The following is a 19,808-nucleotide window of genomic DNA, read 5'->3' as shown; positions in this document are numbered from 1 at the left end:
TTTTTGATTCCCTTTTTCTGTAAATCATTTATAGCAATACAAATATAAGTATTATAAGAAAAATCAAGAAGTTAAAGATTCCTATTCTTTAGAACTATATATTAACACAACAAATAAGAAATGATGAATAATTTTTATTTGTTAATCGTGTTTTACCGATTCATCAATTATCATCTTGTCATTTATTATTAACGCAAGAAAGACTTTTACATGTGTAAGAATAAGCTTATTTTTGTGTATAAAATTTAGAAATGTACAAAAGAACAAACATAGAAATTGATTTGGATTTGGTCAGGGAAGTGATGGATGCTTATAATTTAAAAAGCATTAAGGAAGCTGTGAATTTTTCGTTGGGAAAAACTGTGGAATCAAAAAAAAGAGCTCGACTTCTTAGCTTAAAAGGAAAAGTAAAGTGGGAAGGCAGTCTTGATGAAATGCGTCAAACATGAGCAAAGGAAAATTGTTTGATACCAGTATTTGGATTGACTTTCTCAATGGCAAAAACAGTGAAGAAACACGCGTGCTTACTCGTTATCTGGAGAAAGATCTTCGTGTATATATTTGTCCGGTTATTCTACAGGAAGTTTTACAAGGGATAGCAAATGACGACCATTTCGCCAGTGTAAGAGAATCTTTTTTAGCACTTTGCATGCTAACAGAAGATTCAATAGAAGCGGCAATTGGAGCAGCTGAAATATATAGGTTTCTCCGGAAAAAAGGTATAACCATTCGAAAAAGTAACGACTGTTTGATTGCTTGGTATGCCCTTAAAAATTCATTGGATATTGTTCACAACGATCGCGATTTTGATCTCATCCGTAAACATATCAAAACATTAAGATTTTGAGACAACTCCCGAATTTTTATCATGATCTTTCCACTTTCCCGATTTGAAATGTCAAATATTCTAAAATATAAACTCCTGTTTTGCGGAGTTCTCTAACTACTAAAACGGCAACTTTCCCAAATCCAGATTGCCGCCGGAAAGAATTACTCCAACTTTTTTATTCTGAATGTCAATTTTTCCTTCCAGAATGGCTGCCAGCGGAACAGCAGACGAAGGTTCAATAATTATTTTCATCCGCTCCCAGATCATACGCATGGCTTCTACGATTTCTTCTTCTGGAACGGTGAAAATATCATCTACTTTCTCCATAATTATTTTGAAATTTCGCTCTCCAAGCGAAGTCAATAAGCCGTCGGCAATGGTTTTTGGATTAACTGAAGGAATCAGCTTTTTTGCATAAAAAGAACGAAAAGCATCGTCGGCGCCAGCTGGTTCGGCGGCTATTACCCTGCAATTGGGGAGCAAATGTTTTGTAGAGATAGCTGTTCCGCTCAACAATCCCCCTCCACCAACGGGAGCCAAAATAATATCAAACGCCCCCTTCTCTTCAATCAGCTCTTTGGCGGCAGTTCCTTGTCCTGCTATCACGAAAAAGTTATTGTACGGATGAATTTCTGTTGCACCGGTTTCTTCAATTATTTTCTTTAGCGTGCTTTCGCGTGCCTCCAAAGTAGGTTGGCAAAAAGTGATTTTCGCCCCATAACCTGCCACCGCTTTCTTTTTAATTTCAGGCGAATTATCGGGCATTACAATGTGTGCCTCCACTCCGCGCATTTTTGCAGCCAGAGCCAGTGCTGCCGCATGATTTCCTGACGAATGCGTGGCTACGCCCTTTTGTGCATCTTCTTCCGAAAGCGAGAAAACAGCATTACAAGCGCCCCGGAATTTAAAAGCCCCTACTTTTTGCAGATTTTCACATTTAAAAAATAACTGCCCGCCAACAATTTTGTTTATACCCGACGAGGTCAAAACCGGTGTTCGGTGAGCGTGTTTTTGTATTATCTCATGAGCTTTTTCAACATCAGAGAAAACGGGAATATCCATTACTGTCTTTTTGTAAATTTTTCGTTTAGTAAATCATAGTCGGTATTAAAAATCGACTGGTCGGATAAGGTTTTGATCCTTTTTAACGCTGAAAAATAAAGGAAAACGACAAAAGCAATCCAAAAAGCCAGCAGCCAGTTGTAGCCTGTCATCAAAATAAAATCGTAAACTCCATGCAAAAGGATGGGCATTCCGATGGCTTTTCTGAGCAACTCCTTTTTTTGTTTGTCGTAGAAACGGGCCTGTCCGACATAAAACCCCATAGTAACACCAAAAACCGCGTGCGCCGGAACAGCAGTAATCGCCCTTGTTATTCCGGTAGAAACGCCATACTGCAAAACATACATTACATTTTCAACACCGGCAAACCCAAGCGAAATAAAAGTGGCGTAAACAATGCCGTCAAACTTTTCATTAAAAGTGTTGGTTTTCCAGAACAAAAGAAACAAAGCCAGAAACTTAAACGACTCCTCGGTAAATGCAGCCACCACAAAACCATGGTAAGCCGGATTTAAAATTCCCGGGAAAAAAGGTAAAAACAAAGATAAAAACCGTTCCACAAAAATAACCGGAATTACAATGAGTGCTCCGGCCAGCAATGCTTTCCACAAAAGTTGCAACGGTTCTTTGTCGTATTTATCACGGTAATAAATGTAACCACCAATAATAAAAACAGGTGCAAGTGAAAGAAGTAACAAATTCATCTTCCTCTAATTATTTTTCTGTTTTCCAATTCTTCAAATAAAATCTCCAGTTCCGAACGGGAAATAAATTTTTTGCTGTACATCCAGTAAAAAGTTTGTTCCTGGTTCTCGTACGGAATCAGATCATCAATTTTCATATATTTTTTCCGAATATAATTTCTTTGAACCGATTTTAGCTCTTTCAGAAACCAATCAACCTCATCTTTTTCTTTTTTATTGTAGAAAAAAACCAAATTCTGCTGTCCTTTTATTATTTTTTCTTTTTCCTTTTTAAAAAACTGAACCGCCCAAACACTTAAGCCGGCAACAACACCGATAATCATTCCGGAAAAGGCTGCCCCATCAATAAAGGAAGTATTCTGGTAAAGTAAAAAGCCAATGAGCAAAAGGTTTATGGCAACAGAAATAAAAAAAGCAATTTCTTTTGACCCTGATTTTTTTGTTATCAGCGTTTCATTAAACTCGATTTCCTCAAAAGGAATAGAAAAAGACTGAGATTGACCGTTGGAAGAAATTTCAGTATCCAAACCGGTTTCTGAAATTGTATATTTCCGAATCTCCCTGCCCCTCTTCTGGAAAATTTGTTTTAACTCCTGTTTTGCATTTCTCATTCCGGGCAAATTAACGATTAAATATCATCGAAATAGTACGCTTTAACGCCCTTTACTCCTGGATTGGTTTTGAATACACCTCCTGCATGAGGGAATTTCTCCAATTCTTCTTTTGTGGTACTTTGCCTGGCTGTAGTAATATAAAGTGTTTCCAAATCATCACCGCCAAAAGCACAGGAAGTAACATTTTTTGCCGGGACTTCTATTTTTCGGAGCAGCTTACCGGTTTCAGGATTCCAGCATCCAACTGCGGAACCGCCCCAAAGCGCTACCCACAAATTGCCATCGGCATCAATGGTCATTCCATCGGGAGAACCTATTTCTGACGGAACATCAACTGCCACTTCGGGATGGCTGATATTTCCGCTTGCATTATCATAATCGTAGACCATAACTTTCTGGGTAGGAGTATCTATATAATACATTTTTTTATAATCGTTCGACCACACAATTCCATTTGAGATACTAACATTTTTGACCATTGTATGCACCGAACTGTCAGAATCGAGACGATACAGAGCCGCTGCCCCCGATCCTCCGTTTAAACTCAAAGTGCCCGCCCAAAAACGCCCCGAAGGATCGCATTTCCCATCGTTGAATCGATTGCTTGCAATATCTTCCTCCGGATCAACGATCAACGATTTTGTTCCGGTTTCGGGCTCAAGCATATAAATTCCATTTTGTAGCGCAACAAGAACTTTTCCCGCTTCGGTAGGGACAACCGTTCCAATCATCTGCCCGGTAAACATTTCTTTATTATTTCCCGTTTTTGGATTATAGAAGTTTAATATTTTGCCCGTAATGTTTATCCACATTAATTCGCCGGTTCTGTAATCCCAAAGAGCTCCTTCTCCCAAATCCGACCGGGAGTCAATAACCAGTTCCACATCATTTGTTTTTTGTGTTGAACAAGCCACCGCTATAAATGCAGCCAGTATAAAAATCGATATGATATTTTTCATCATGCTTTTTTGAATAACAATTATTGAAAATAAAAAACCTGCAACGGTAAATCCCCGGAGAAATAATATCTAAATACTTTCAATTAATATTTTCAGAATCAGTGTCATTTTGGGTTCTGCTTTCATCGCAACTTCCTGTACCTCCTCGTGAGATATTTCAACAATCTCGCCGGGTACACCGCTATCTGTAATAATGGAAATTCCAAAAACTTTCATCTCCATATGCCTGGCTACAATCACCTCCGGAACAGTTGACATTCCAACCATGTCTCCTCCCAAAATTCGGAACATTTTATATTCAGCAGGAGTTTCAAAAGTTGGTCCTGACACTCCAACATAAACCCCTTCTCCAACCGTTATGCTGTTTTCCAGCGCTATTAATTTGGCTCTGTTTCTTAACTTCTTGTCGTAAGGTTTACTCATATCGGGGAAACGCGGTCCAAGTTCATTTTCATTTTTCCCGCGCAAAGGGTGTTCCGGGAAAAAATTGATATGGTCGTTGATGATAACAATATCTCCCACATTGGAATCGGGGTTAAGCCCGCCACTTGCATTGGAAACAAACAGATGAGTGATTCCAATAAATTTAAAAACACGCACAGGGAAAGTCACTTCTTTCATCGAATAGCCTTCATAAAAATGAAAACGTCCCTGCATAGCAAGCACCTCTTTATCCCCTAGTTTTCCGTAAATTAATCTTCCACTGTGCCCATCGACCGTTGAAACCGGAAAATTTGGAATTTCTTTGTAGGGAATTGATTCCAGAATTTCTATTTCTTTAACCAGGCCACCAAGCCCGGTACCCAGGATTATTCCATATTCAGGACTGGCCTGAATTCTTTCTTTTATGAAGTTCGCGGTTGCTTTTATTTTCTCCAACATAACCTAAAATCTTTTTATTAAATAACCTCCCCTCCTCATCGAGGAATTTTATTTTTACCGGAAGGTAATACAATGCTTCCTTAAATTCAACCGTCAGGTTTGATATATCTTTGAAATGCATTGCATCTTTTTCAGTAGTAACAATTATTTTCCTGGTTGAGTTTATTTTTTCAAACTTACGAAATATAAGCCGTAAATCATTTTCAGAATAATGGTGATGGTCGGGGAAAGTTAAGGTATCCAACGAGCTTGTAAATTTCCCGAGATACTTATATATCAACACCGGCGAGGCGATTCCTGTTACTACCAGAACAGCATATTCTTTCTTCTCAAAAAAGCGCTCGTCCAGATCGGGCCCCGAAAAAACGGAGATAATTTTATCGTAAACCAATGTTGTAAAAAATAATTCCTGGTAGGGTTTCAACCGGACTTCCTTTTGCATTATCCTTCTCACAATGGGTGTAATTTCATTGGGACATTTGGTGAAAATGATAATGTTTGCCCGCCGCATTTGGTAGCTCCCTTCACGTAATCTTCCGGCCGGCAAAAGCATATCTTCTTTAATTTGCCTGTTGTAATCGATAAGCAGGATATTAATACCGGGAGTTATCCGACGGTGCTGAAAAGCGTCGTCCAAAATAACCACATCAGGTGTTTTCTCTTTTTTAGGATCCAGTATTTTTTCTACACCGGTAACCCGGTTCTCACAAACAGAAACGGTTATCTCCGGAAACTTTTTCTTTATTTGCAAAGGTTCGTCACCAACATTAACTACCGGAGAATCGGTCTCCACCTTTACAAACCCTCTGGTTTTTCGTTTATATCCTCGGCTTAAAGTGGCTATCTCGAATTTCTCTTTTAAAAGATTAACAATATACTCTACATGCGGAGTTTTCCCTGTTCCTCCAACGGTAATGTTTCCGATTGAAATTACCGGCACATCAAATTCGGTCGACTTAAAAATGTTTAAGTCGTACATCCGGTTGCGAATGTATACGATAATTCCATAGAGCAGGGAGAACGGATAAAGAAGAATTTTCAACATAAAAGCCCTTTTTTTAAGAGGAGCTAATATACGAAAATGAAGCAAACTAAAACCGGAAGGCGCCTCAGCAAAGTACAAAAATACTATCTGTTAACAAGTCTTCCGGTTGCAAAAAAATAAAACTGTCCCACTTTGAACTAAAAAGAAAAATCGTTAACTGTATTTTATTAAAATTCAGGTTTTTGGCTATTGCTTCGTTAAACTACCACAATATTGTAACTTTGCCTCAATGAATTGTAAGAACATTAAAAATCATGAACGGAGAAATATGAGGGTTTTTACCGCCTTCAATCTGGTCTTTCGAAATCAGTCGGACAGATTTATTCCACCATGCTGTTAAACCGCATTTGTTTTCCCTCTTCATTTTAATTTATTCTAACAGAAAATAATCTTATGGTATCAAAACTTAAGATGGTATTGATATTTATTTCAATACCCGTTATTTCATTATTTGCGCAGGATAAGCCTGAGCTACATGTAGGCGGAGCACTCCGTTTTAATTATAATTTATCATCGTGGAAGGAAGGGCAGAAAACACGCGGTGGTGATTTTGGTTACGATCTTTTTCGTATCAACGCGAAAGCAAAATACAAGGGTGTAAAATTAAATGCCGAGTACCGCTTATATTCTCAAGGATTTGGAGGAGGAATGTTAAAACAAGGTTGGGTGGGCTATGATTTTACGCCCGAAAATAATCTGCAAATTGGCTTAACGCAGGTTCCTTTTGGAATTACTCAATACAATTCGCACAACTGGTTTTTCAGTATCAATTACTATCTGGGCTTGGAAGATGACCACGACATGGGCTTAAAATATACACACAACAGCGAAAACTGGTTGTATGCATTTGCTTTTTTTAAGAACGCAGAAGAACTAAATTTCGGAAATAATTCTGACGTATCCAACAGCCGGTATTCGTATGATGTCAGCTCTTCAGGCGACGGATTGTACCGTAATAAGGAAATCAACCAGCTTAACTTAAAAGTTGTGCGTAAATTTTCAAACGGAGGTGCTAATCATATGCTGGGAGTTTCTGCACAATACGGAGGAATTTACAATCTGGACACAGAAAACACAGGAGATCATTTGGCATTGGCTGGTCATTATGAATTGGACTTCGGAAAGCTTAACGTAAAAGCGCAGGTTTCGAAATACAATTACAACACAAAAAATCCGGCAGGCCAATCGAACGATATGATTGCCATGACAGCATACGGTGCCCCTTACCTTGTGGCATCGGAAGGCACAACTTATACTTTGGGTGTTGCATATTCTGTCCCTGTTGAGTGGGGGCCCATATCAAACCTTCAGTTTTACGACGACTTTGGTTTTATGGACAAAAAGCTTAACGATTTTCACGACTCTTATATGAATGTAACCGGAGTACTGATTACTGCCGGAAACGTTTACACATACGTGGATGCGGCACAGGGGAAAGACCAACCCTGGCTCGGGCCGGTTTGGGGAGGAGCCTTATCGGAAGGAACTGCCAACGCAGACTGGGAGATGCGATTTAACATTAATATCGGTTATTACTTTTAATTCTAAAACGTGGAGTTATGTCAGACAAAAGAAAAATAAAAATTCATGTTGAGAATCTAACGCTGATTTTCGGAAAACGAAAACAGGAAGCGTTAAAGCTACTGCAACAAGGGGTTTCAAAAGAAGAAATCCTGAAAAAAACCAAATGTACTGTAGGTGTTAACAAAGCCAATCTCGAAATTAAAGAAGGAGAGATATTTGTAATCATGGGACTGTCGGGCAGTGGAAAATCAACATTAATCCGTTGTCTAAATCGTTTAAACGAACCAACAGCAGGGAATGTATATTTTGATAGTCATGACATCACCCGCGAAACAAACAAGGAACTGCTCGAAACCAGACGTACCAAAATGAGTATGGTTTTTCAGAAATTTGGATTGCTTCCACATCATACCATTCTGGAGAATGCTTCCTTTGGACTTGAAATCAGAGGGGAAGAAAAAGAACAACGAGAGGCACGGGCAAAAAGGGCTTTGGAAACTGTTGGCTTAAAAGGCTACGAATCGCAATATCCTAAGGAACTATCAGGAGGAATGCAACAGAGAGTCGGCCTCGCCCGTGCATTGGCTAACGATCCGGAAGTGCTGCTGATGGACGAAGCCTTTTCGGCACTCGATCCTTTGATCAAGTCAGATATGCAGGATGAGCTTTTACAAATTCAAAATAAACTACATAAAACCATTGTGTTTATTACACACGACCTGGATGAAGCTATAAAAATTGGCGATCGGATTGCAATTATGAAAGACGGGGTCGTAGAACAAATCGGAACGGCAGAAGATATCCTTACCAACCCGGCCAGTGATTATGTGGAAGCTTTTGTTGAAAAGGTGGATAGAAAAACCATAATAACGGCAGAAACTCTGATGTTTGAGAAATTTACTTTCGCCGAAATCAATAAGGAAGGGCCCAAAAGTATAATACGAAAAATGCGAACTATAGGAATGGATGTTCTGCCGGTTGAAGATGAAGACAAAAAATTTCTCGGATATGTCAGGTTGCAGGATATACTGAAGCTGGAGAAAGAAAAGGAAACCTCAATAAAAAAAGTTTTAAAAACAGATGTGCCCAGCGTGTATAAAACATATACAGTTGAAGATATGCTGCCACTGATTACCGAAACCAGATATCCACTTGCAGTGGTTGATGAAGAGAATGGCAAATTACTTGGTATTGTTTCACAAACATCACTGATTATTGAGGCTACACGCTTTGAAATGGATGAAGTGATTGAGTTAAAAGAAAAAGCTAACGAAATTTGATATGGAAAAGTTAATAGACATAGGAAAATATATCGAAATCGGAATTAATGCACTGGAAGAAAATTTCTCAGATTTGTGGAGAGCTATAGATAATATAATCTCGTGGACAGTGGACAGTATAAACGACGTATTTCTGGTAATTCCGTTTTATGTAATCATTATTCTGGTAACACTTGGCGCCTACTATGCAAAAGCTGGAAAAAAATCATTAAAAAAAGAGGGAATAAAAGATGGTGCAAGTCTGGCTTTCTTTGTTGTTCTGGGACTTATTTTAGTATGGGCGATGGGTTACTGGGAAGAAGCTGTTCAAACCACAACCCTGGTAATTGTATCTACTTTTATCGCGCTTATTTTTGGTATTCCTTTGGGAATTTGGGCTGCCCGCAGTAACACCGCAAATGCAGTAATTCGTCCAATACTTGACTTAATGCAAACGATGCCGGCATTTGTATATCTCATTCCGGCCATATTCTTTTTTAGTGTTGGAAACACTCCGGGAGTAATTGCCACGGTTATTTTTTCGTTGCCACCTGCGGTTCGTTTAACCAGTTTGGGTATCCGAAATGTTCCGTCGGACGTAATTGAAGCCGGTTATGCATTTGGCGCTACCGAAAAACAAATACTTTTTAAAATTCAGTTACCCCTGGCCAAAACAACAATTCTTGCGGGTATAAACCAGGTCATTCTTCTTGCATTATCGATGGTGGTAATTGCATCCATGGTTGGGGCTAAAGGTTTGGGAAGTATTGTTTACCAGGGAATCCAGCAAAACAACATTGCCAAAGGTTTTGAAGCAGGACTTGGGATTGTTGTCCTAGCCATCATTTTGGATAGAATTACACAATCTATTGGAAAAAAATAATAAATAATCTAAATATATATGTTATGTTAAAATTGAAAAAAATTGGAATACTGTTCATGGTTGCTGTTTTAGCGGCAGCGTTCACATCGTGTTCGAACAGCGGAAATAAAAAGGAAACAAAAAGTGCTCAGAAAGAAGTTAGTATCCTGTATCCGAACTGGGCAGAGGGAATTGCATTTACACATTTAGCGAAAGCAGCACTTGAAGGTCACAATTACGAGGTAGAATTAACGAACCTCGAACCCGGATTAATTTACGGAGAATTGTCAAAAACCAATTCAAAAGGAGATGTTTTTCTGGATGCCTGGTTACCCAACACCCACAAAGATTACTGGGCCGACTATGGCAATGACCTGGTAAAGTTGGGAGAAGCATTTAGCGGGGGAACAACAGGTTTGGTTGTTCCTTCGTACGTTACAATTAACTCCATTGAAGAATTAAATGCCAGCAAAGACAAATTCAATGAAGAAATTATTGGTATTGGCAGTGGCGCCGGGATTCATGCTAACACAATTAAGGCAATTGATGAATACAATCTGGATTTGGAACAGGTCACCTCAAGTGGACCAGCTATGGTAGCAAGTCTTGAAAAAGCGATAAAGAATGAAGAATGGATTGTTGTTACCGGTTGGAAACCACATTATATGTGGGCAAACTACGATTTAAAATATTTAACCGACCCTAAAGGAGTATACCCGCAGGATGTGTGTGCCATTATTTCGCGAAAGGGTTTTGATCAGGACTCACCCGAAGCAGCCAAATTTTTTAAGAATTTTAATCTTGAAGAATCTCAACTGTATGATTTAATGGCTGAAATAAAAGCCAGTGATGAAGAAACGGGCGCACAAAAATGGTACGAAGCAAACAAAGAATTGGTAGATTCATGGTTCGAATAGCTATCTTCTTTTCAAAAAAATACCGATGGACTTACTTACGGTTCCATCGGTATTTTTTTGAAATAACTTAAAAGCCAGATTACTAATTCACATAGATATCGTAGGGCATCCGTGCAAAAATTCCGTTAAAGCTTGTAGCTTTTTTCCAGTATTCATAATAACGATATTTTTCGCCCAGTTCATTTTTCAGGAAACGTGCACGGAGATTATCGGTTCCGGTTTTGAAAAATTCTTCAAACGGATCGGGTAAAAACGGCAGCGAAATAGTACGATATTCTTCTACACCGGCAATTTCGGCAGCCAGCTCAACAGCATCATCCAGTCCGCCAAATTCATCAACCAAACCAATTTCTTTTGCATTTTCACCACTCCATACACGCCCCTGCCCAATAGCATCCACATCTTCTTTTGTCATCCCGCGTCCCTCGGCTACGTGCGAAAGAAAGGTATCATAACCCCGCGCGATGTAATTTTCCAGCAACTGTTTCTCATATCCGGTCATAGGCCGGGTTAAAGTCAGCAAATCAGAATTTTTGTTGGTTTTAACTACATCGGTAGTAATTCCCAGCTTGTCGTTCATTAATTCGCCAAAATTGGGGATAGTTCCAAAAATTCCTATGGACCCGGTAATTGTATTGGGTTGGGCAACAATTTTGTCAGCAGGACACGAAATATAATAGCCACCGGAAGCTGCAACATCGCCGAATGAAACAACGAGTGTTTTTTCTTCAGCAGCCAGTTTTGCTTCACGCCAAATCACTTCAGAATCAAAAACTGCACCACCAGGAGAGTTTACACGTAAAACAATGGCTTTGTATGTGCTGTCCTGGCGAACTTTACGAATTTCGCGCCCCAGCTCATCTCCAAAAATTGCTTCGCCTCCCATCGACATTCCAATATCGCCACTGGCATAAATGACTGCAATTTTATTTCTGCTGTATTTTTCTGAGAATCCCTTTACTTCAACATCGGCATAATCGGTTACACTAACTACAGGGATGCCTTTTTTTCCGCTTATTCCAGCAATTTCACGCATATCATCCAGCACTTCGTCTTTATATTTTGCGTAATCAACCAGTCCGATCTCTACAAAACCGGTCCCTTGTTTGAACGTCTGTACTTCATCGGCAAGCGTATTTAATTCGTCAACAGAAATATTACGGGTTTCTGAAATTCCCGTTAACATATGATTCCACAAACTCGACATATATCTGAGTTGCTGTTCTCTGTTTTCATCGCTCATTTGTTCAAGCATAAAAGGCTCAACTGCCGCTTTAAATTTATTGTTTGGCCCGCGAACAACCTGTATCTCAACTCCTATTTTTTCAAGCAGATTTTTGTAAAACATCATTTCACCTCCAAGTCCTCTGAAATCTACTGAGCCCAGTGGATGAATCACAATCTTGTCTGCCACTGTTGCCAGGTAATACGATTTCTGATCGTAACTGTCGCCGTAAGCATAAACCGGCTTATCACATTTTCCTTTAAAATCAATCAGCATATTCCTGATTTCCTCGGCAGAAGCCATTCCCCCGTTAAAAGCCGAAAGTTTTAAATAAATACCTTTTATCCGGTCGTCGTTAACCGCTTTATCCAACGATGTTTTAATATCATCAAGACCAACCGTTTTTATCGTTTCAAACCCGGGAATTTCAATATCTTCAAAAGGATCATCAGGGTTACGATCCACAATTTGCCTGTCGAGCGGAAGGACAAGCATCGAATTGTTTTGAACACTTATCTGCTTTTCGGTTGTTGAAATCAAGACACCAACAATCATAAACATGAGAAAAAATCCGATGATCGAAACCGCAACAATTCCGACCACCGTTGCCAATACATATTTAAAAAACTCTTTCATTTGAACAAATTGTATTTAATGTTATAAACTTCAAAATTTAAAAATCTTTGGTTTGGTATTCGTTTATCTCCCCATAATTTTTGTATAAAAATAAAATTACCTTTCCACAATATGAGTAAAATTTTAGTATTTGCTTTTATGTTTTTGAGACGATTTTGTTTTCGTTTTATTTTATTCTCGTTTTCAACGATAAGGGATTTCATTAAATTGTTTTCGTTACCTTTATATTGAATAGGTAAGAAGAACACACAGAAAGTTACAAATATACAACTCTATGCATAAGGTTTTTTTAGGAATAGGAGGAAATTTGGGAAATAAAAGAGAAAACTTCAAAAAAGTTTTTCCCCTTGTTGAAAAGCACCTTGGAAGAATAATTCATAAGTCGTCTGTTTATGAAACACCACCCTGGGGATTTCATGCCAAAGAAAATTTCTGGAACCAGGTTTTAATTATTGAATCGGAACAGAGCCCGGAAGAGCTACTTAAAAACATTCACACAATTGAAGAATCGTTTGGAAGGGAAAGGGAAAAAGAAGGATACAACTCGCGGGAGATGGACATAGACATCTTGTATTTTGATAACACATTTATAGAAACCGATGAATTGCTTGTTCCTCATCCACATATACAAAAACGTTTATTTGTTTTAGTTCCGCTGGCCGAAATCGCTCCGGATTTTAAACACCCGCTGTTCCGGTTAACCAGCATTCAGATGCTTGAAAACTGCAAAGATAAATCAGTAATAAAAAAAGTGGAATAATTTTGAAAAAACACAGCAAAACTACCATTTTGAAAATGTTGTTATGCAAAACATTTTTTCTTCATTAGGATAAAGCTCACAAATTTAACCAGTAATTTACCTTTAAAACCAAAGCCCTGTTTTTGGGTATTCTTTTATCAACAGAATAATTATCAGTATAAACCAGATAAATGTCTGACATGGGTTGAAAACGCCACTGCAAACGACTGTTTATATTAAAGTTATCGCCTTGTGTATCATATTGTATAAAAGTGGTCCAAAATAATTCCTTTGAAAAATTAACATCGATGCGTGGGGTAATTAACAACAATTCCACTTTTCCATAGGGGGCAGGGAAATCAAGTGTATTTTGCTCAAACATAAATGAAAAATTTCCCCAGGGTTGTGCCCTGTATTTCATTCCCAAAAGATAACGGTAACGTGTCCCGTTGTAAAATCCACCATATGATGCTCCCGCATTAAAACTTAATCTTCTGCGCATATCCGAGAACCAGGTGATTTCTCCAAACTGATATTTGTAGTTTTCGGCGGGCAAAGGTACCTCATCGGTAAAAGAATACGGATATAAAAGATTTACATGATTCATACTATAAGCGGCGGTCAGATTGCTGGTGTTGGTAAATCTTATGGAATAGCTTAGTTCGGTTTCAACGCTTATCGTCGACAGGTCGGACTTTAAATCACGAATGATACGAAATCCGGGAGTATGCGAAATAATCTTTTTGCTGCTTCCCGGATAAAAGGTATAACTTCCTCTTGTATACCAATGAGTCATTCCAATCCTGATGGAAGTATCGCGGACCGCGTCATAATATTCCTGTCCTCTGAAATACCCCATGTCAGCCACATAATTATCGCCCACTCCTGCAAAATTACTGTATACGCTAACAGAACGGTTATCATATCCAATTCCGGAGTTAAAAAAATAATTCTTTGATTTTACCCCCGGATTAAAAGATTTCGAATATCCCAGAAATCCCTGGAATCTTCCGTCCACAGAACGATATAAAAATTCAAGCCCTATGTTTCGGTTATAATTGGAAGTGTCGGAATTTGTTGCCTGCCGGTTGTGGACATACCCTTTAATAACCGAGCGCGATAAAACCTGTTTATGAAATGCTGCAGCGGTATAATTTTGCGCCTGAAAATCATTTTTCTCCCGGGTTTGCATGTTCATCAAACCAATTCGCAAATCCTTATTTACATTGCCGCTCAACCTGGCTCCGAACAAAATTGGAATCGAGTTACCGTCCTCATCCAAACCAATTCTTCGCGAAAAAAAAGGACGCATGGGAGGAATTCCGAAGTCTTCAAAAATATCGCTGTTCTCCAAAAAGAATAAACGTTTTTCAGGAAGCCGGATATCAAACAAAGTAAGGTTTGTAACCTGTTCATCAACTTCAACCTGTGAAAAATCGGGATTTACAGTGAGGTCAAAGTTTAATCCGGAAGTGAGTGCTATTTTACTATCCACGCCTCCCTGAAAATCAAAATCATTGGGTTCACCAGCTTCAAAATCACGATAAACTCCTCCCAAAACATAGGGGATTACAGATATATTTCCTTTCGTTTTTTTAGGCGGATTGTCCCATATTAGTTCCCCGGTGTATCCAAGGTCAAGTTCGTTAAATTCAATAGGTACCTTCGACCATGTATGTATACTGTTGGATTTGGCATCGACTCTGAAAAAATTAACTCCCCAGGCGGGTTTGCTTTCGTCGTAACGGAGCGATTTAAACGGGATTGCAATTTCAACCACCCATTTGTCGGGATAGTTGGAAACTTCTGAAAACCACTTGTTATCCCAGGCAAGATTAACACCTTGTGGAGTTCGTCCGGCCTCAAGTATTTCACGTCGCCCCGTTTGCCCTGTTATTAACATCTCTTTCTGCACACCCAGCGGATTTACAATAAATGTAAACCCGTTTGTCCGTTCATTTACAGGGTCGATAACTACGCCAAATACATCTTCATTTTGCTCCTTATTGTCTCTTTTTAAAGTTTGAATAATGTAATTATCATCGCCGTAACACTCTGCGCCTATAAAAATAAACTGCTCGTTGTAGGTAATTTTCACCTTTGTTTTTAAGGCACTGTCAGCCTTTTTATCATCAACCGGAAAGCTCATCCAGAAATCGGTAAGTATCTCCGCATTTTGCCAGGAGACTTCTGTCAGTTTTCCGTCGAGTACAATGTCTTCTTCTGCGCGACAAGTGAGATAACGCCATTCGTTGTGCTCATTAACAGTATTTTGCTGTCCTTTTACTTGCACCACCAAAAGAATTGCAACGACCGCAACGAGATATTTTACGTCGCTTCCCATAGGCACAAGAGTTGGATGGCAGGATAGTCTGATACAATTAGATTTGGTAACATAAGATAAGTTGGAATTAGTTAATTTAATTTGGAAGTCGAAGTTATAATTTGAACATGACTTTTTAAAATAAAATCGTAAACAAATTTCAAATTAAAAGTTGCGTAAGTGAAAAAATATTTCAAAAATCAACCTCCTTTTGTACCTTTCGGCAGAATTAAACCTAATTAATCATTGCATGATAAAAATTGATCTAAAACTTCAGCCTGAGCATTTAAAAAAGAAACTGGATTTGTTTTGGGAACTTTCCGCGGAAAAAATAAAGTTGATTGACAAAAATTATGACGCTTCAAAAGGTTCGCCTGTTTTTACCGTAAATGGAAAGTATTCAACACGAGGCTGGACAGAGTGGACACAAGGTTTCCAATTTGGATCAGCCATTTTACAGTTTGATGCTACCGGAGAAAACTATTTTCTGGAAACCGGGAGAAAAAATACGCTTGAAAAAATGGCTTCACACATCAGTCATACCGGCGTTCACGATCATGGGTTTAATAATCTCAGCACTTACGGAAATTTGCTTCGTTTAATGAATGAGGGAAAAATTCCTTTAAACGAATGGGAAAAGAATTTTTATGAACTGGCTGTAAAAATCTCAGGAGCGGTGCAAGCCCACCGCTGGACAAAAACAAAAGATGGAGGTTTTATTTATTCATTTAATGGTCCGCATTCGTTGTTTGTTGACACAATACGTTCTGTTCGGATTTTAATGGCAAGCCACTTGCTCGGACATGTTTTTCAGGGAGAGGGAGATGTAAAAATTTCTCTTTTGGAAAGAGCCATTCAACATATTGCAGCAACAGCAAAATATTCTGTTTTTTATGGCGAAGGACGAGACAGCTATGATATTTGGGGGCGAACAGCTCACGAAAGTATTTTTAATACCAACGACGGAAACTTCCGCTGTCCGAATGCACAGCAAGGTTACACCGGTTTTTCAACCTGGACACGCGGGCTGGCATGGGCAATGCTCGGTTTCGCTGAAGAACTGGAACTACTAAATAAATTTCCCGACAACAGTTTAAAAGACTTTGGAGGAAAAGCTGAAATTGAAAAAATGATGCTCAAGGCAACCAAAGCTACCTGCGATTTTTATATAAATAACACGCCGGTTGACGGAATTCCATATTGGGATACAGGGGCTCCAAACCTACATAAAATGGGAGATTACCTGGATAAACCATCCGACCCGTACAACAGCTGGGAGCCGGTTGACAGTTCGGCTGCGGCAATTGGCGCGCAAGGATTACTGCGCCTGGGAAAATACCTTTCTGAAAACAAAAAGAAAGAAGAAGGACAAACCTACTGGCAGGCCGGATTAACCGTAATGAATTCATTGCTTGATTATCCTTATCTGAGTACAAATCCGGAACACCAGGGAATAATCCTGCACAGCATTTACCATCAACCCAACGGCTGGGATAATGTTCCTGAAGGGCAAAAAATCGCCTGTGGGGAATCTTCGATGTGGGGAGATTACCATGCGCGGGAAGTAGCTCTTTATTTAAAAAGAATTATCGCCAACGAAAAATATTATACCTTTTTTAACTTGTGATTTTTAGCAACCGGGTGACTCATAGTCACCCGGTTGCTAAAATCCTTAAAATATAAACATGACATCAAAACTGACTGATTTTTCAAAATTGTGTGTCCATACACTTACAACCAAACCCTGGAATTTAAAAGAATGTGTCGAAAATTTTAATGCAGCCGGGATTCATGGAATAACAGTCTGGAGAAATGTTCTGGAAGGACAAAATCTAAATGAAACCAAATCATTGCTCAATGATTTTGGGATGAATGTAGTTTCAGTAGCCCGGGCTGGTTTTTTCCCTGCAGTGGAAGCAGAAAAACGAAAGGCTGCCATTGACAATAATTTGTGGGCCATTGAGCAGGCAGCCGGCATCGGTGCACCTGTTTTGGTTTTGGTCTGCGGAGCTGATCCGCGCCAACCGCTTGAGAAGTCAAGGGAGCAAATAAAAGAAGGGATTTTCAAAATTCTGCCACAGGCAAAAATGGCAGGAGTAAAACTGGCAATTGAGCCGCTGCACCCGATGTATGCGGGCGACCGTTCTGCTATTGTTACACTTGCACAAGCCAATGATGTTGCAGAAGAAATTAATTCGGATTTTGTTGGTGTTGCCATTGATGTGTATCATTTGTGGTGGGACAATACACTTCGCGAAGAAATTATTCGCTGTGGAAATAACAAAAATCTATTCGCATTTCATGTTTGCGACTGGAATGTCCCAACTGTTGATTTCCTGAACGACAGAGGGTTAATGGGCGATGGATGCATTAATGTACCACAAATAAGAGGCTGGGTAGAAGAAACCGGGTTCAACGGTTTTAACGAAGTTGAAATTTTTTCCGATAAATACTGGGCAATAGACCAAAATGAGTATCTTGAAAAAATAAAATATGCGTACCTAAACTGTACTTAAGATGAAACGGTTTATTTTGTTTACTTACATTTTTCTCCCCCTTCTTTCCATTTCCCAGGTGCAGGAAAACATCGACCGCGGCATAGTTGCTTTGTGTGAAGGTGAAAAAGCAGTTTTTGTGAGTTGGCGTTTGTTAAAAGACGATCCGGAGAACGTAGCATTTAATATTTACCGGCAGGATATTGGATTGAACGACTATGTAAAAGTAAACGATAAACCTGTATCCAATTCTACAAATTACCTTGATGATTCAGCAAAACCCGGGCATGGTTATAACTACAAAGTAAAAAAAATAGTTGGCCCAACGGAATATGATACACCAGGCGAAGCCTATGTTTTTACACGAACGGGAAGTCAACCCTGGATTTCAATTAAATTAAAAGACCAGGTTACATTAAAAAGAATCGGAATTGGAGACCTGGATGGTGACGGTGCCTATGATTTTGTCCTGCAACATCCCGATTTTAACGTAGACCCATATTATCGTCCGGGATATTGGAAACGCAGCCCCGAGTCGTATAAATTGGATGCCTATTCATCAAAAGGAAAATTTTTGTGGCGGCATGACATGGGCTGGCCCATTGAAACCGGAACATGGTATTCACCATACATGGTCTTTGACGTGGATCAGAATGGAAAAGCAGAAGTATATGCCAAAGCAGGCGAGGGAGACCCGCGTGAAATGGATGGCCATGTTTTAAACGGACCGGAATATCTGGTAAAGATTGATCCATTAACAGGCAAAATATTAAAAAAACAAAGCTGGATTTCAAAAGAAGGATTTGAATCCTACAACTACTGGAGCCGTAATTTTCTCACTGTTGCCTATTTGGATGGGATCAATCCGTCGCTCGTAATGCAGCGGGGAACTTACACGGTAATTAAAACAGAAGCGCTGGACAAAGAACTTAAGCCAATATGGAAATGGGAAAGTATGGGCAAAGACGAAAAATACAAAGGACAGGGTGCCCACGCCATCATGACCGGAGATATTGACGAGGACGGTAAAGACGAGCTTGTTTTTGGAACATCAGCACTTGATGACAATGGAGTTCCAATGTGGCACACAGGACTGGGACACAACGATGCCGGATATATTGCAGACATTCTTCCCGAGCGTCCGGGCTACGAAATATTTTACGGGATAGAAAGCCGATCTCCTCAAAACGGTGTTTGTCTGGTGGATGCCAAAACCGGTGAAATTATTTGGGGTTATGAAGGAAGCACGTTTCACGTACACAGCCAGGCAATGATTGGCGACATTACTGATGAATATCCCGGCATAGAATGTTATGCGGGAGAAGCAAAAGGTGGCGACAAATTCTTTCTGTATACTGCTGATGGGAAAAGGCTTTCTGACAAAAATCTTTGGGGCCTCGCACCAAAAGCCATTTGGTGGGATGCCGACGATTTAAAGGAGATTTGTTTCCAAAATGAAGTTTTTGACTACATTGGCGAAACCCATTTGAAAGTTGAAGGAAAAGTATTAATTGTTGCTGATATATTGGGTGACTGGCGTGAAGAAATAGTGACCAGTCTTCCAGGTGAGCTGCGCATTTATTCAACAAATATTTTATCGGATAAAAAGATAGTTTGTCGGATGCAAAATCATTTGTACAGGATGGCCGTTGCTGATGCGACAATGGGATATTACAACGCACCACAGGTCGGATTTAAATGATCGCTTAAATTTTAACACGGAATTTTAAACT

General features: G+C 39.4%; 18 protein-coding genes. 10 read left to right on the top strand and 8 right to left on the bottom strand.

Going from position 1 to position 19,808, the window contains the following annotated elements; genetic code table 11:
• The first annotated feature begins 251 nt into the window (after positions 1-251).
• Both GM418_RS15020 and vapC read left to right on the top strand, forming a co-directional pair.
• On the top strand, positions 252-449 hold the full coding sequence (locus GM418_RS15020) for a type II toxin-antitoxin system VapB family antitoxin (RefSeq protein WP_158867708.1): 198 nt from the start codon (positions 252-254) through the stop codon (positions 447-449).
• Positions 446-847: a type II toxin-antitoxin system VapC family toxin gene (gene vapC, locus GM418_RS15015; protein ID WP_158867706.1), complete on the top strand. Its 402-nt coding sequence runs from the start codon at positions 446-448 to the stop codon at positions 845-847. Before GM418_RS15020 ends, vapC begins: the two co-directional genes overlap by 4 nt.
• 99 nt (positions 848-946) lie before the next feature.
• Here vapC and GM418_RS15010 read toward each other — a convergent pair whose 3' ends face one another.
• The 6 genes from GM418_RS15010 to lpxK all read right to left on the bottom strand — a co-directional run bounded on the left by GM418_RS15010 (position 947) and on the right by lpxK (position 6,095).
• Positions 947-1,891: a pyridoxal-phosphate dependent enzyme gene (locus GM418_RS15010; RefSeq protein WP_158867704.1), complete on the bottom strand. Its 945-nt coding sequence runs from the start codon at positions 1,889-1,891 to the stop codon at positions 947-949.
• Positions 1,891-2,595 (bottom strand): PrsW family glutamic-type intramembrane protease, encoded by a 705-nt coding sequence (locus GM418_RS15005; RefSeq protein ID WP_158867702.1) that lies wholly within the window; start codon positions 2,593-2,595, stop codon positions 1,891-1,893. Before GM418_RS15005 ends, GM418_RS15010 begins: the two co-directional genes overlap by 1 nt.
• On the bottom strand, positions 2,592-3,206 hold the full coding sequence (locus tag GM418_RS15000; RefSeq protein ID WP_158867700.1) for a hypothetical protein: 615 nt from the start codon (positions 3,204-3,206) through the stop codon (positions 2,592-2,594). Before GM418_RS15000 ends, GM418_RS15005 begins: the two co-directional genes overlap by 4 nt.
• A 17-nt stretch (positions 3,207-3,223) precedes the next feature.
• A complete protein-coding gene (locus GM418_RS14995) occupies positions 3,224-4,171 on the bottom strand; it encodes an SMP-30/gluconolactonase/LRE family protein (protein ID WP_246222845.1) in 948 nt (315 codons plus the stop codon).
• A 66-nt stretch (positions 4,172-4,237) separates the two neighbouring features.
• A complete protein-coding gene (locus GM418_RS14990) occupies positions 4,238-5,050 on the bottom strand; it encodes a purine-nucleoside phosphorylase (protein WP_158867698.1) in 813 nt (270 codons plus the stop codon).
• Positions 4,989-6,095, bottom strand: coding sequence for a tetraacyldisaccharide 4'-kinase (gene lpxK / locus GM418_RS14985; protein ID WP_158867696.1), 1,107 nt, complete (start codon positions 6,093-6,095; stop codon positions 4,989-4,991). The genes GM418_RS14990 and lpxK overlap by 62 nt, the downstream gene beginning before the upstream one ends.
• Positions 6,096-6,488: 393 nt before the next feature.
• Here lpxK and GM418_RS14980 point away from each other — a divergent pair, with 393 nt between their 5' ends.
• Genes GM418_RS14980 through GM418_RS14965 form a run of 4 tightly spaced genes read left to right on the top strand, consistent with a single transcriptional unit; the run spans position 6,489 to position 10,657 of the window.
• Positions 6,489-7,637: a hypothetical protein gene (locus GM418_RS14980; protein ID WP_158867694.1), complete on the top strand. Its 1,149-nt coding sequence runs from the start codon at positions 6,489-6,491 to the stop codon at positions 7,635-7,637.
• 17 nt (positions 7,638-7,654) lie between these two features.
• Positions 7,655-8,899 carry a quaternary amine ABC transporter ATP-binding protein gene (locus GM418_RS14975; protein ID WP_158867692.1) on the top strand — a complete coding sequence of 415 codons (1,245 nt, stop codon included), beginning with the start codon at positions 7,655-7,657 and terminating at the stop codon, positions 8,897-8,899.
• 1 nt (position 8,900) lies between these two features.
• On the top strand, positions 8,901-9,761 hold the full coding sequence (locus GM418_RS14970) for an ABC transporter permease (protein WP_158867690.1): 861 nt from the start codon (positions 8,901-8,903) through the stop codon (positions 9,759-9,761).
• Positions 9,762-9,784: 23 nt separating this feature from the next.
• Complete coding sequence (locus GM418_RS14965) at positions 9,785-10,657, top strand: glycine betaine ABC transporter substrate-binding protein (protein ID WP_158867688.1); 873 nt, start codon at positions 9,785-9,787, stop codon at positions 10,655-10,657.
• 82 nt (positions 10,658-10,739) lie between these two features.
• Here the strand turns inward: GM418_RS14965 and sppA are convergent, their stop codons facing one another.
• Positions 10,740-12,518 (bottom strand): signal peptide peptidase SppA, encoded by a 1,779-nt coding sequence (sppA, locus tag GM418_RS14960; RefSeq protein ID WP_158867686.1) that lies wholly within the window; start codon positions 12,516-12,518, stop codon positions 10,740-10,742.
• Between the two features lie 274 nt (positions 12,519-12,792).
• On the opposite strand from sppA, the gene folK reads away from it, so the two are divergent.
• Positions 12,793-13,278 (top strand): 2-amino-4-hydroxy-6-hydroxymethyldihydropteridine diphosphokinase, encoded by a 486-nt coding sequence (gene folK / locus GM418_RS14955; RefSeq protein WP_158867684.1) that lies wholly within the window; start codon positions 12,793-12,795, stop codon positions 13,276-13,278.
• A gap of 76 nt (positions 13,279-13,354) precedes the next feature.
• On the opposite strand, the gene GM418_RS14950 is transcribed toward folK, so the two are convergent.
• Positions 13,355-15,601 (bottom strand): carbohydrate binding family 9 domain-containing protein, encoded by a 2,247-nt coding sequence (locus GM418_RS14950; RefSeq protein WP_158867682.1) that lies wholly within the window; start codon positions 15,599-15,601, stop codon positions 13,355-13,357.
• 229 nt (positions 15,602-15,830) lie between these two features.
• Between GM418_RS14950 and GM418_RS14945 the strand changes: the two genes are divergently transcribed.
• The 3 genes from GM418_RS14945 to GM418_RS14935 are packed head-to-tail and all read left to right on the top strand — an operon-like array spanning position 15,831 to position 19,777.
• Positions 15,831-17,207: a glycoside hydrolase family 88 protein gene (locus tag GM418_RS14945; RefSeq protein ID WP_158867680.1), complete on the top strand. Its 1,377-nt coding sequence runs from the start codon at positions 15,831-15,833 to the stop codon at positions 17,205-17,207.
• Positions 17,208-17,265: 58 nt separating this feature from the next.
• Positions 17,266-18,096: a sugar phosphate isomerase/epimerase family protein gene (locus tag GM418_RS14940; RefSeq protein WP_158867678.1), complete on the top strand. Its 831-nt coding sequence runs from the start codon at positions 17,266-17,268 to the stop codon at positions 18,094-18,096.
• Between the two features lies 1 nt (position 18,097).
• Positions 18,098-19,777: a rhamnogalacturonan lyase family protein gene (locus tag GM418_RS14935; protein WP_158867676.1), complete on the top strand. Its 1,680-nt coding sequence runs from the start codon at positions 18,098-18,100 to the stop codon at positions 19,775-19,777.
• Positions 19,778-19,808 lie beyond the last annotated feature (31 nt).

Source organism: Maribellus comscasis, assembly GCF_009762775.1.
GTDB lineage: Bacteria > Bacteroidota > Bacteroidia > Bacteroidales > Prolixibacteraceae > Draconibacterium > Draconibacterium comscasis.
This window is presented reverse-complemented; position numbering and strand designations above follow the sequence as displayed.